The sequence below is a fragment of the Streptomyces curacoi genome (assembly GCF_001513975.1).
Lineage (GTDB): Bacteria > Actinomycetota > Actinomycetes > Streptomycetales > Streptomycetaceae > Streptomyces > Streptomyces curacoi.
The window spans coordinates 43079-54784 of record NZ_KQ947999.1 but is presented as its reverse complement, the minus strand read 5'-3'; the positions used below and the strand labels follow the sequence as shown (position 1 = coordinate 54784).

Genomic DNA, 11706 nt, shown 5'->3' with positions numbered 1-11706 from the left:
AGCCCCCTCTATCGATGGATCACTTGCTGCGAGGGTCGAGGGCGTCACGCAGCCCGTCACCCAGCAGGTTGAAGGCCAGGACGGTGATGAAGATCGCCAATCCGGGCACGAACATGTACTGAGGATCCGCTGTGTACAGATCGACAGCGTTGCTGAGCATGCCGCCCCAGGAGGCCTGCGGCGGGGCGATGCCGACTCCGAGGAAGCTCAGCGCGGCCTCGAAGAGGATGTTCGTCGGGATGATCAGCGTCGAGTAGACGAGGATCGGCGCGACGAGATTGGGCAGCAACTCGCGGAACAGGACGTACGGTCCGCGTGCGCCCAGGCTCGTGGCGGCCTCGATGAACTCCCGCTTCCTGAGGGTCATGGTCTGCGCGCGCACGATGCGGCCGATGTACGGCCAGCTGAAGAAGCCGATCACGAAGATCAGCACGCAGATGCGCAGCGGAAGACCGTCGAGCCCGAAGAAGCCGTCCTGCACGGAGGCGGAGATCGAGATCGCGAACAGCAGCAGCGGGAACGCCAGGAAGGTGTCCATCAGCCTGCTGATCACGCTGTCGATCCAGCCGCCGTAGTACCCGGCGATCACGCCGAGCACGGTGCCGATGACCACGGAGAGGAGCGTGGCGCCACCGGCGACCAGCAGCGACACCCAGGAGCCGTCGATGATGCGGGCGAGCATGTCGCGGCCGTACTGGGGGTCGACACCCAGCGGGTGGTCCCAACTCATCCCGCCCCAGCCGCCCTTGGGGGCGAGCAGGGCTGGGTCGATCAGGTCCTGGTTGAACTTGTTGGGGTCGAGGCCGAAGACCCACTGGATCGGCTTGGAGAGCACCGCCATGAGCACGAGACAGATGACGACGACGCCTCCGGCCATCGCCACCTTGTCCCGCTTGAAGCGCATCCAGGCGATCTGGGTGAGCGAACGCCCCTCGATCTGGCTCTTCTTGACCCCGGAGAGCACGGCCTCGGGCTGCGCTCCAGCCTCCGCTCCGGTTGTCTCGATCGGTGCGGTCACAGTGAGATTGACCCCTCTCGGCCGACGGTTGCCGACCCCCTGGCTGCCGCTGTAGCGGTTGCTTCAACTCGTACACAGGACCGACCGGCCCGTGTCTTGCGGGGAGTCTTCAACGCTTTGGCGATCAGTCGCCAGAGTTGGCGGGGAAAGGATGCGCAACCGTGATGCTGTCTGGCGGGTTCCGTTATCCGGACAACGGGTAACGGCGGCCGGACGGGTGCCAGTTGGGGCACATGAGGGCGGACCGGGACCTTCCGATCGCATCTACGCGCGGAGATCCGCCTACGAAACCGAAGTGTGCGACCGGCGCAGCCTACGACAGGCGGCCTGCGAACTGATCAGCAGGTCAGCGGGTGAGTGATCAGTAACGGCCCTGGGCCGGCGGGTAGCCGTAACCGGCCGCCGGGGCCTGCGCGGGGGCGGCGGCGTGTGCCTCGCGGTCGTAGAAGGGGCGGGCGTTCGCGCGCATCCACATGGCGACCGGGTCGTACTCGTCGGACATCGCCACGGTCGACACCGGCAGGCCGTCCGGTACGGCGCCGATGGACTGCTGCATCATCGCGCGCACCGAGTCGACGGCGGCCGGGGAGGCGTCGTACACGTCCAGCCCGATCGCGAGGTACGGCGCGCCGAGCGCCGGCTGCACCCAGGCGCGGCGCAGGGAGCGGACGGCCGGGGTGCGGTGGGCGTTCTGCGCGAGCAGGGCGTAGAACTGCGGGATCTCGATGCCGGGCTCCGACAGGCGCAGCGGCCCGGCCGGCTGGCGGTCCAGGCCCGTGGCGATGCGGCGCAGGTCGAGCCAGGGGATGCCGACGCCGCCGCCCGGGGCGTGGGGGTTGAGCCAGAGGCCGTAGTGGTCCGGGTAGAGGGTGCGGGCCACGTCGACCGCGTCGACCACCTCGTAGGAGCGGTTCCAGCCGCTGGCCGAGAGCTCCTGGGCGGAGGTGACGCACGGGGCGTAGCCGTGGCCGTCGACCTCCATGTTTCCGTACTGGGCGTCCGGGGAGCCGGCCTGGCCGTGCCACAGCAGCATCCAGACCTGGCCGGCGGTCGGGGTCGCGAGGGCGCGCAGGAGGGCCTCGTAGGCGTCGTAGCGCCCGGGGGTCACCTGGCGCAGCATGTGCTCGACCTGTCCGGTCGAGGTTGTGCCGCTCGCGCTCACCTTTACCGCCCCTTCGGGAAACGTCGTGACTCCGTCGGCGTGGGCCGACCGAGCTATGAGCCCAGCTTAGGCGCTCCGCGGGGAGAGCCGTTGAGAGCTCGGGACTTGATGTGGTCTGCGGTCCGCGGGGCGTGGGGGCTGGTCGCGCCCACGCGGCGGAGCCGCATGTCGATACCGCCCCGCGCCCCCGAAGGGGCGCTGCCCCTGGAGGACGTTACGAGTCCCGCTGGTAGAAGGGGCGTACCTTCTGCCGCATCCAGTCGATCACCGGGTCCTGGGCCACGTCCAGCAGCACCAGGTTGACCGGCCACTGGACCGGGACCCGGCCCAGGGTGCGGGCCAGGGCGTCCATCGGGGCGGCGCGCAGGTCGCCCTCCCACTGGGAGAGTTCGACGCCTATGAACATCACCGGGGCGGCCGTCTCGATCGCCGCCAGACAGCGGCGGGCGGTCAGGACCACGCCGGTCTCCGCGAACTCGGCCGAGGCGGCCGCGAGGAAGTCGACCGGGTCGTCCTGCCAGTCCGGCTCGTAGAGCTTGACGCGGCCGCCGGAGGTGAGGCCGTCCAGGGGCGTGCGGCCCACGCGGCAGAGTTCGGCCACCGCCGACGGGGGCAGCGGGACGCCGACCACGCCGTCCGGGTTGACGGCGATGCCCACCTGCGGGGGCAGGCCGCGGGCGAACTCCACCGCCGGGGCGATCGTGTACGACATGTGGGAGCCGACGACCTGGCGGAACTGTTCCTCCGAGCTGAAGACCGGGACGTAGGCCTGGCCCTCGATCTCCAGCGTGGGCAGGTCCAGCGGGCCGCTGTGCGGGCCACCGCCGCCCGGCAGGGGGACCCAGACGAAGCTGCGGCCCAGGACCTCGATGATCCGCCCGCCGGCCGACGGCATGCCGAGGGAGGCGGAGAGCACCTCCTCCAGTTCGTTGCCGGGCCAGCCGCCGTGCGCCGGGAGGTGTGTCTGTGCCGGGAAGTCCGCGGGAAGGTCCGCCGAGAAGTCCATCTGCCTGAAACCGCCTGCTTGAACCGCTGCTGTGGCTGAAAAGGCTAGCGGGTGGCCGCCCGCTGCGGCTCCCGCCCGGTCACCCGCACAGTTCTGCGGCCGTTCAGCCCGCGAAGCCGATCCGGCGCAGTACGTCCGCCGCCGGGCGGTCCAACAGCACCGCCGAGCCGCAGCCCTGGGGCAGGTCGCCCGTCTCCACCGAGCTCAGCAGCCGGGCGGCGGCTCTGCGGTGGCGCAGGAAGGCGTAGCGGGAGACGCCCCGGCCGCGCTCGCGCTGCCCCTCCAGGGCGGTGTCCGCGCTGACGTCGAGCAGCAGCAGGTGCAGGCTGCCGTCACGGCGGCGGGCCTCGCGGGCCAGCCAGCCGCGCACCCAGGCCTGGGTGCCGCAGTCGTGCACGACGACGCCCTCCCCGGTGCGCAGGGCGCGGCGCAGTCCGACGTAGTGGGCGAGGCGGACCAGGGGGCGGTAGACGGCGTAGGGGAGGAAGCGCGGCATACGGGCGTCCCAGCGGTCCCGGGTGTCCTGGGAGTCGATGCGGATGGCCTTGACGGTCCGCCTCATCAGCGTGGACTTGCCGCTGCCGGGCAGGCCGGTGATCACGACGAGGTCCTTCGGGCCGAAGAGCAGTGCGTGCGGGCTGCGGCCCGAGCGGTCGCGGAGGTCGCGGACCACGGGTGCGGGGCGGGCGTCGCACGCCTCCCGGACGGGGGTCGTGGGCTGCTTGGGCAGCGCGAGGCCCGAGGTCGTGGCGTAGGCCGTGGTCCTGTTCACCGTGATCGTCCTCCCCTGGGGTGGGTCACGAGTCCCCTCCCCGTCGAGTGTAAAGAGAAGGTAATGCCCGGTGTCTCTCGTTTCAGTCCTCTTACCGCAACAAGCCTGCTACAGGGTGCTGTGCCTGCCTATGGGAACTGTGTGGCCCCTGTGAACCACCCCCCTGCCGTAGCAGGGGGATGCGTGCAATGATGGCCGCGCCAACTGCATACCGGCCGTTTGAATCCGCGCGGGAGAGTTCCCAGCAGTGCATCGCTGGGGCGCCGAAGGAGCAAGTCCCTCCCTTGAATCTCTCAGGCCCCGTTACCGCGCGGGCGAGGCACATCTGAAAAGCGGGCCGCTGCCCACCGGCGTGGCTCCACCCAAGGTGCAAGCCGTTGATCGTCCCCGTGGCGGTCGTGGCGAACCTCTCAGGTTCCGATGACAGATGGGGAGGACCGACCTCGCCTGTCATGCCTTGGGAGACGACCGACCGATGAGCAGTACCGAATCCACTGGATTGCGTCACACCGCGCTCGATGCCCTGCATCGCTCGCTGGGCGCGACGATGACCGACTTCGCGGGCTGGGACATGCCCCTGCGCTACGGCTCCGAGCGCGACGAGCACAACGCCGTACGCACCAAGGCGGGCCTGTTCGACCTCTCCCACATGGGCGAGATCACCGTCACCGGCCCCGCGGCGGCCGCCTTCCTGAACTTCGCCCTGGTCGGCAACATCGCCTCCGTCGGCGTCGGCCGCGCCCGGTACACCATGATCTGCCAGGCCGACGGCGGCATCCTCGACGACCTGATCGTCTACCGGCTCGCCGAGACCGAGTACATGATCGTGGCCAACGCCTCCAACGCCCAGGTCGTCCTGGACGCCCTCACCGAGCGGGTGGCCGGCTTCGACGCCGAGGTGCGCGACGACCGGGACGCGTACGCGCTGATCGCCGTCCAGGGACCGGAGTCCCCCGGCATCCTGAAGTCCCTCTCCCCCAAGGTCTCGACTTCGCTCGACCAGGGAGGTGCCCCCATCGCCGACCTCGACGGCCTGAAGTACTACGCCGGCCTGCCCGGCACCGTCGCCGGCGTGCCCGCCCTCATCGCGCGCACCGGCTACACCGGCGAGGACGGCTTCGAGCTGTTCGTGAAGCCGGAGCACGCCGTCGAGCTGTGGCAGGCCCTGACCAAGGCAGGCGAGGGTGTCGGCCTGGTCCCCTGCGGGCTGTCCTGCCGGGACACGCTGCGCCTTGAGGCGGGCATGCCGCTGTACGGCCAAGAGCTCACGACGTCCCTCACGCCCTTCGACGCCGGGCTCGGCCGGGTGGTGAAGTTCGAGAAGGAGGGCGACTTCGTCGGGCGCGCGGCGCTGGAGGAGGCCGCCGCCCGCGCGGAGACCAACCCGCCCCGCGTCCTGGTCGGCCTGGTCGCCGAGGGCCGCCGGGTCCCGCGCGCCGGGTACCCGGTCGTCGCCGGTGGCGAGGTCATCGGCGAGGTCACCTCCGGTGCCCCCTCCCCCACGCTGGGCAAGCCGATCGCGATGGCGTACGTCGACGCGGCGCACTCGGCGCCGGGCACGGCCGGGATCGCCGTGGACATCCGGGGCAGCCACGAGCCGTACGAGGTCGTGGCGCTGCCGTTCTACAAGCGGCAGAAGTAACCCAACAAGCACAGCGGTCCTCCGTGCGTGACCCTGCGCACATTTCCGCTGCTCACGCCCGTTTCCAGCAGTCCCCCATTCATCACCACTCCCGCGCGTACAGGAGAATTCAGGCCATGAGCAACCCCCAGCAGCTGCGCTACAGCAAGGAGCACGAGTGGCTGTCGACCGCCGAGGACGGCGTCGCGACGGTCGGCATCACGGAGTTCGCGGCCAACGCGCTCGGTGACGTCGTCTACGCCCAGCTCCCCGAGGTCGGCTCGACCGTGACCGCGGGTGACACCTGCGGCGAGCTGGAGTCGACGAAGTCGGTCTCCGACCTGTACTCCCCGGTCACCGGCGAGGTCACCGAGATCAACGAGGACGTGGTGAACGACCCGTCGCTGGTGAACTCCGCCCCCTTCGAGGGCGGCTGGCTGTTCAAGGTACGCGTCACGGAGGAGCCGGCCGACCTGCTCTCCGCCGACGAGTACGACGCCCACACCGCCGGCTGAGGAGTCGTAACCCTTCATGTCTGACATGTCACTTCTGAACACGCCCCTGCACGAGCTCGACCCGGCCGTGGCCGCCGCGGTCGACGCCGAGCTGGAGCGTCAGCAGTCCACCCTGGAGATGATCGCCTCCGAGAACTTCGCCCCGGTCGCGGTCATGGAGGCGCAGGGTTCGGTCCTGACGAACAAGTACGCCGAGGGCTACCCGGGACGCCGCTACTACGGCGGCTGCGAGCACGTCGACGTCGCCGAGCAGATCGCCATCGACCGGCTCAAGGAGCTGTTCGGCGCCGAGTACGCCAACGTCCAGCCGCACTCGGGCGCCTCCGCCAACCAGGCCGCCCTGTTCGCCCTGGCCCAGCCCGGCGACACCATCCTCGGCCTGGACCTGGCCCACGGCGGCCACCTCACCCACGGCATGCGGCTGAACTTCTCCGGCAAGCAGTTCAAGGTCGTCCCCTACCACGTGGAGGCCGAGACCGGCCTGGTCGACATGGCCGAGGTCGAACGGCTCGCCAAGGAGCACCGGCCGAAGGTGATCATCGCCGGCTGGTCGGCGTACCCGCGGCAGCTGGACTTCGCCGAGTTCCGGCGGATCGCCGACGAGGTCGAGGCGTATCTGTGGGTCGACATGGCGCACTTCGCGGGCCTGGTCGCGGCGGGGCTGCACCCGAACCCGGTGGAGCACGCGGACGTGGTGACGTCCACGACGCACAAGACGCTGGGCGGGCCGCGCGGCGGCATCATCCTCGCGAAGAAGGACTTCGCGAAGAAGCTGAACTCGTCCGTCTTCCCGGGCTTCCAGGGCGGCCCCCTGGAGCATGTGATCGCGGCCAAGGCGGTGTCCTTCAAGGTCGCCGCTTCGGAGGAGTTCAAGGAGCGCCAGCGCCGTACGGTCGAGGGCGCGAAGATCCTCGCCGAGCGCCTGACGGCGGCCGACGCCCGTGAGGCCGGTGTGAACGTCCTGTCCGGCGGCACCGACGTCCACCTGATCCTGGTCGACCTGCGCGAGTCCGAGCTGGACGGCCAGCAGGCCGAGGACCGCCTCCACGAGGTCGGCATCACGGTCAACCGCAACGCCGTCCCGAACGACCCGCGCCCGCCGATGGTCACGTCGGGCCTGCGCATCGGCACGCCCGCCCTGGCCACCCGGGGCTTCCAGGCCGAGGACTTCGCCGAGGTCGCGGACGTCATCGCCGAGGCGCTGAAGCCGTCGTACGACGTGGACGCACTGAAGGCCCGGGTCAAGGCGCTGGCGGACAAGCACCCGCTGTACCCCGGTCTGAACAAGTAGTCCCTTTTTGTGGGGTGTCCCGCACACTGGTCAGTGAGCGGCGGGGCACCCCGCGGAAACCTTTCGCACCACCCCCGTATTGAGGAGTCCCCCCGTGGCCATCTCGGTCTTCGACCTGTTCTCGATCGGCATCGGCCCGTCAAGCTCCCACACGGTCGGCCCGATGCGCGCGGCACGCATGTTCGCCCGCCGCCTGCGCAACGAGGGCGTGCTGCCCGCTGTCGCGTCGATACGTTCCGAGCTGTACGGCTCGCTCGGCGCGACCGGCCACGGCCACGGCACCCCGAAGGCGGTGCTGCTCGGCCTGGAGGGCGCCTCCCCCCGCACGGTGGACGTGGAGACCGCCGACGAGCGGGTGGAGAGGATCAAGTCGGAGGGCCGGCTGAGGCTCCTCGACGACCGCGAGATCCCCTTCGACTTCGACAAGGACCTCGTGCTGCACCGCCGTAAGGCACTGCCGTACCACGCGAACGGCATGACGCTGTGGGCGTACGACGAGTCCGGCGCCGAGCTGCTGTCCAAGACGTACTACTCGGTGGGCGGCGGCTTCGTCGTCGACGAGGACGCGGTCGGCGCGGACCGCATCAAGCTCGACGACACGGTCCTGAAGTACCCCTTCCGCACGGGCGACGAGCTGCTGCGCCTGACGAAGGAGACGGGCCTGTCGATCTCGGCGCTGATGCTGGAGAACGAGCGGGCCTGGCGCACCGAGGAGGAGATCCGCGCGGGCCTGCTGGAGATCTGGCGGGTGATGCGGGAGTGCGTGGCGCGGGGCATGTCGCGCGAGGGCATCCTGCCGGGCGGCCTCAAGGTCCGCCGCCGGGCGGCGAACACGGCCCGCAAGCTGCGCTCCGAGGGCGACGCGAAGGCGCTCGCCATGGAATGGATCACGCTCTACGCGATGGCTGTGAACGAGGAGAACGCGGCGGGCGGCCGGGTCGTGACGGCCCCGACGAACGGCGCGGCGGGCATCATCCCGGCGGTGCTGCACTACTACATCAACTTCGCGGCGGGGGCGGCCTCCGAAGCAGAGAAGGAAGACGACGTAGTCCGCTTCCTGCTGGCCGCCGGCGCGATCGGCATGCTCTTCAAGGAGAACGCGTCCATCTCCGGCGCCGAGGTCGGCTGCCAGGGCGAGGTCGGCTCGGCCTGCTCGATGGCGGCGGGCGCGCTCGCGGAGGTGCTCGGCGGCTCTCCCGAACAGGTCGAGAACGCCGCCGAGATCGGCATGGAGCACAACCTCGGCCTCACCTGCGACCCGGTCGGCGGCCTGGTCCAGATCCCGTGCATCGAGCGCAACGGCATGGCCGCGGTGAAGGCGGTCACGGCCGCGCGGATGGCGCTGCGCGGCGACGGCTCGCACAAGGTGTCCCTGGACAAGGTCATCAAGACGATGAAGGACACCGGTGCCGACATGTCCGTGAAGTACAAGGAGACGGCTCGGGGCGGGCTGGCGGTCAACATCATCGAGTGCTGACGAGGCGCGCCCCGATCCGCTCCGTTCAGGCGGACGCCTCGTCCGCTCCTGGTCCGCGTTTACCGGTTCTGCCGCTGGGCTGCGGAGGCTCCCCACTTTCACCGCCGGCGCCACCTTCACGGCGGGCACCGGCGTCGCCGTCGGCACCTTCGGCGACCGGAGGTGCCGGGGAACGGCGGCTCGGCAGGCAGAGCTGGGCGGATATCAGGCCGGCGATGCCGATCGCCGCCCACAGTGCCCACTCGTTGTAGGCGTAGATCGCGGCGCCGATGAGGGGGCCGACGCCGGTACCCAAGGTGAACGCGGCGCTGTACAGGCCCTGGTAGCGGCCGACCATGCCGGCCGGGGACAGTCCCCCGAGGTAGGCGTTGGCCACGGAGGAGTACATCATCTCGCCGATCGACCAGAGGACGACGGTGGCCGCGAGCCAGATCATGTCGGTCGCGAAGCCGGTCAGCGCGAGACCGACGCCGGTCGCGAGGTTCCCCCAGGCCAGGACGTGCGTGGCCCGGCGCTTCACCACGAGGCCGGCGATGGGCAGCTCACACACCAGGACGAGCACGCCGTTGAGGCCGATGAGCAGCCCGAAGTCGGCCTCCGTCAGGCCGCTGGAGGTGACGTGCAGGGGCAGGCCGACGGTCGACTGGATGTAGACGAGCTCGGCGATCACCGTCATGAGCAGGAACCGGCGCAGGCGACGGTCGGCGAGCGCCAGCCGGTAACTGCCCTGCTCCGTCGGTCCGGAAGTGCCCTCGCGTTCATCGGAGGCGCCGTGTGGCACGTCGCGCAGCAGCAGCACCGCGATCACGCCGAAGAGCAGACAGGCGGCGGCGTTGCCGAGGAACAGCTCCGTGTACGAGTTGGCCGCCAGCCAGCCACCGAGGAAGCCTCCGGCGGCGGCACCGAGGTTCATGGCGAAGCGGAAGACCGCGAAGGCCGCCACCCGCTGCTGGTTGGTCGTCACACAGTCCGTCAGCAGTGCCGCCGCTGCGGGCCGGTAGAGCTGTGACGCCGTCCCGACCAGGCCGACCACGATGATGTTCATGGCCAAGGTGTCCAGCACCGGGATGACCGCCGTGAGAGCCGCGGTGGTGACACCGGACAGGGCGATGGTCCAGCGCCTGCCGAGCCGGTCGGCGAGATATCCGCCGAGGGCGCTGCCGAGTACGTTGCCCAGCCCGGCAGAGCCGAGCACCAACCCGGCGGCTCCTGGCGAATAGCCCTGGCTGGTCAGGTAAAGGACGATGAACACCGGCAGGAAATTGCCGCATCGGTTGACGAGGATGCCGAGGCTGACGATCCACACCCGGGCCGGCAGCTCTCGCAGGGTCTCGCGGAACGGCGGGTCGCTCGCGCCCGACTGCTCGGTGCTCACGTGATCGGCTCCGTGTGGATGCGCACCGCGGCGAGCAGCCGCTCGGCGTTGGCGATCGCCTCATCGGCGGTCGCGCCCCTGGCGATGACGTGGCCGACCCGGTCCTCGCTCCAGGTGAGCGGTCGTACCTCGTCTCCCGGCTCCACCGAGATGACCAGGTCGAACAGTGCGGGGTCGTCGGCTATGGCCTCGGCGCCGGTCACCTCCGTCACCCGCCCCGGCGGTGGTGTGAAGAAGCGGATCGCCGCGCCCGCAACCGGCCGGGGAGAGCGCTGGAGTGGCTCGATCAGTCCGAACCGCGAGCCGAGCGCATACCGGTCAAGGTCGACGCCGTAGGCGATCTCGGTCAGCTCGTGAATACGGTCGCCACCGACCCGGTTGTGCGACTCGATGATCACCGGGCCACGAGAGGTCAGTTTGATCTCCGTGTGCGCCGGGCCATGGCGAAGCCCGACCGCGTCCAGGAACTTCATCACCAGCTCTTCGACCTCGCGCAGCAGCGGACCCGGGTGACGGCTCGGCTGGGAATGGCCGGTCTCGACGAAACCCGAGTCGACGCAGACCTTGTCGGTCACCCCCACGAGAACGTGGCGGCCGTCGAAGCTCAGCGTCTCCACGCTGATTTCCGGGCCGTCCAGGTACTCCTCCATCAGGAACCGGTCGAGATCTCCTGCCAGGTCCTTCTTGTCGATCTGCTTGCCGAGCGCGTGAAAGCGTTCCACGACCGACGTGATGTCCGATTCCTCGCGCACCATGAAGATGCCGATGCTGCCGGCCTCGTCGATGGGTTTCACCACGATCGGCAGTCCGTTGGCCCGAGCGAACTCCCGCAGGTCCTGCTCGGTCCGGCCGACCTCGGCGGCGACCGGGCTGATTCCCGACGCATTCAGATGCCTGCGCATCCTCGACTTGTCCAGCAGCATCTCCACCGTGTCCAGCGAGTTGCCGCCGAGCCCGAGGGCCTGGTCGATCTTCGCCGCCGGCAGCAGCCCGAGTTCCCACGGCGAGATGACCATCTGAAACGGAAAGGTCCGGCTCAACGACCGCACCACGGGCAGCACCCGCTCGGTGTCCGCGTAGTCGACGAGCAGAGCCTGGTCGACATACGGCCAGTGAGCGCTGTCGTACTCGTCCGGGTGCTGGATGTACACCACGCCCAGCCCGAGGTCACGAGCCTTCCGGAGGAACTTCACCTTCCCTCCGACCACTGCGATCACCGGCCGAGGTCCAGCGATGACGGACTCAGGTAACAAGGTGGATCCTCTCTCACAGTCCGGTGAATTGCGTTCGACCGTAGTGGCACACCGCGCCGTCGAACCGATGGGAACAAGCCCCCTGACGCCCGCTATGGCGACGCCGACCGCACCGACAACTGGCCATCCCCCGCGCCGGATCCTCACCCCGGCCACAAGATACTCCGGACCGCGCGGCCGGCGCACCACTCCACGAGAGGGTGGCCGGAAAGGACC

General features: G+C 69.8%; 10 protein-coding genes and 2 riboswitches. Of the genes, 4 read left to right on the top strand and 6 right to left on the bottom strand.

Annotation, left to right across the window (positions count from 1 at the left end; all coding sequences use genetic code 11):
- Window positions 1-19: 19 nt before the first annotated feature.
- The 4 genes from AQI70_RS35775 to AQI70_RS35760 all read right to left on the bottom strand — a co-directional run bounded on the left by AQI70_RS35775 (window position 20) and on the right by AQI70_RS35760 (window position 3958).
- Window positions 20-1018, bottom strand: coding sequence for an ABC transporter permease (locus AQI70_RS35775; protein ID WP_062156615.1), 999 nt, complete (start codon window positions 1016-1018; stop codon window positions 20-22).
- Window positions 1019-1379: 361 nt separating this feature from the next.
- Window positions 1380-2180 (bottom strand): enhanced serine sensitivity protein SseB C-terminal domain-containing protein, encoded by an 801-nt coding sequence (locus tag AQI70_RS35770; RefSeq protein ID WP_062156614.1) that lies wholly within the window; start codon window positions 2178-2180, stop codon window positions 1380-1382.
- 214 nt (window positions 2181-2394) lie between these two features.
- Window positions 2395-3186 (bottom strand): enhanced serine sensitivity protein SseB, encoded by a 792-nt coding sequence (locus tag AQI70_RS35765; protein ID WP_062156613.1) that lies wholly within the window; start codon window positions 3184-3186, stop codon window positions 2395-2397.
- Window positions 3187-3289: 103 nt separating this feature from the next.
- Window positions 3290-3958, bottom strand: a complete 669-nt coding sequence (locus AQI70_RS35760) for an AAA family ATPase (protein ID WP_062156612.1) — start codon at window positions 3956-3958, stop codon at window positions 3290-3292.
- 220 nt (window positions 3959-4178) lie between these two features.
- Window positions 4179-4277, top strand: a riboswitch (glycine riboswitch).
- Window positions 4278-4395, top strand: a riboswitch (glycine riboswitch).
- A 38-nt stretch (window positions 4396-4433) separates the two neighbouring features.
- On the opposite strand from AQI70_RS35760, the gene gcvT reads away from it, so the two are divergent.
- The 4 genes from gcvT (at window position 4434) to AQI70_RS35740 (ending at window position 8862) form a co-directional block, all read left to right on the top strand.
- Complete coding sequence (gene gcvT / locus AQI70_RS35755) at window positions 4434-5600, top strand: glycine cleavage system aminomethyltransferase GcvT (protein ID WP_062156611.1); 1167 nt, start codon at window positions 4434-4436, stop codon at window positions 5598-5600.
- A 116-nt stretch (window positions 5601-5716) separates the two neighbouring features.
- Window positions 5717-6094, top strand: coding sequence for a glycine cleavage system protein GcvH (gene gcvH / locus AQI70_RS35750; protein WP_003997719.1), 378 nt, complete (start codon window positions 5717-5719; stop codon window positions 6092-6094).
- Between the two features lie 25 nt (window positions 6095-6119).
- Window positions 6120-7385 carry a serine hydroxymethyltransferase gene (gene glyA / locus AQI70_RS35745; protein ID WP_062156610.1) on the top strand — a complete coding sequence of 422 codons (1266 nt, stop codon included), beginning with the start codon at window positions 6120-6122 and terminating at the stop codon, window positions 7383-7385.
- Between the two features lie 94 nt (window positions 7386-7479).
- Complete coding sequence (locus AQI70_RS35740; protein WP_062156609.1) at window positions 7480-8862, top strand: L-serine ammonia-lyase; 1383 nt, start codon at window positions 7480-7482, stop codon at window positions 8860-8862.
- Between the two features lie 25 nt (window positions 8863-8887).
- Here the strand turns inward: AQI70_RS35740 and AQI70_RS35735 are convergent, their stop codons facing one another.
- Window positions 8888-10237, bottom strand: a complete 1350-nt coding sequence (locus AQI70_RS35735; protein ID WP_062156608.1) for an MFS transporter — start codon at window positions 10235-10237, stop codon at window positions 8888-8890.
- Window positions 10234-11430, bottom strand: a complete 1197-nt coding sequence (locus AQI70_RS35730) for an ATP-grasp domain-containing protein (RefSeq protein WP_244181978.1) — start codon at window positions 11428-11430, stop codon at window positions 10234-10236. The genes AQI70_RS35735 and AQI70_RS35730 overlap by 4 nt, the downstream gene beginning before the upstream one ends.
- Between the last annotated feature and the right edge of the window lie 276 nt (window positions 11431-11706).

What these genes read in the sequence shown, in the direction of transcription:
- AQI70_RS35765 (WP_062156613.1), bottom strand. Translation starts at nt 3,186, where the DNA reads ATGGACTTCTCGGCGGACCTTCCCGCGGACTTCCCGGCACAGACACAC.
- glyA (WP_062156610.1), top strand. Translation starts at nt 6,120, where the DNA reads ATGTCACTTCTGAACACGCCCCTGCACGAGCTCGACCCGGCCGTGGCC.
- gcvH (WP_003997719.1), top strand. Translation starts at nt 5,717, where the DNA reads ATGAGCAACCCCCAGCAGCTGCGCTACAGCAAGGAGCACGAGTGGCTG.
- gcvT (WP_062156611.1), top strand. Translation starts at nt 4,434, where the DNA reads ATGAGCAGTACCGAATCCACTGGATTGCGTCACACCGCGCTCGATGCC.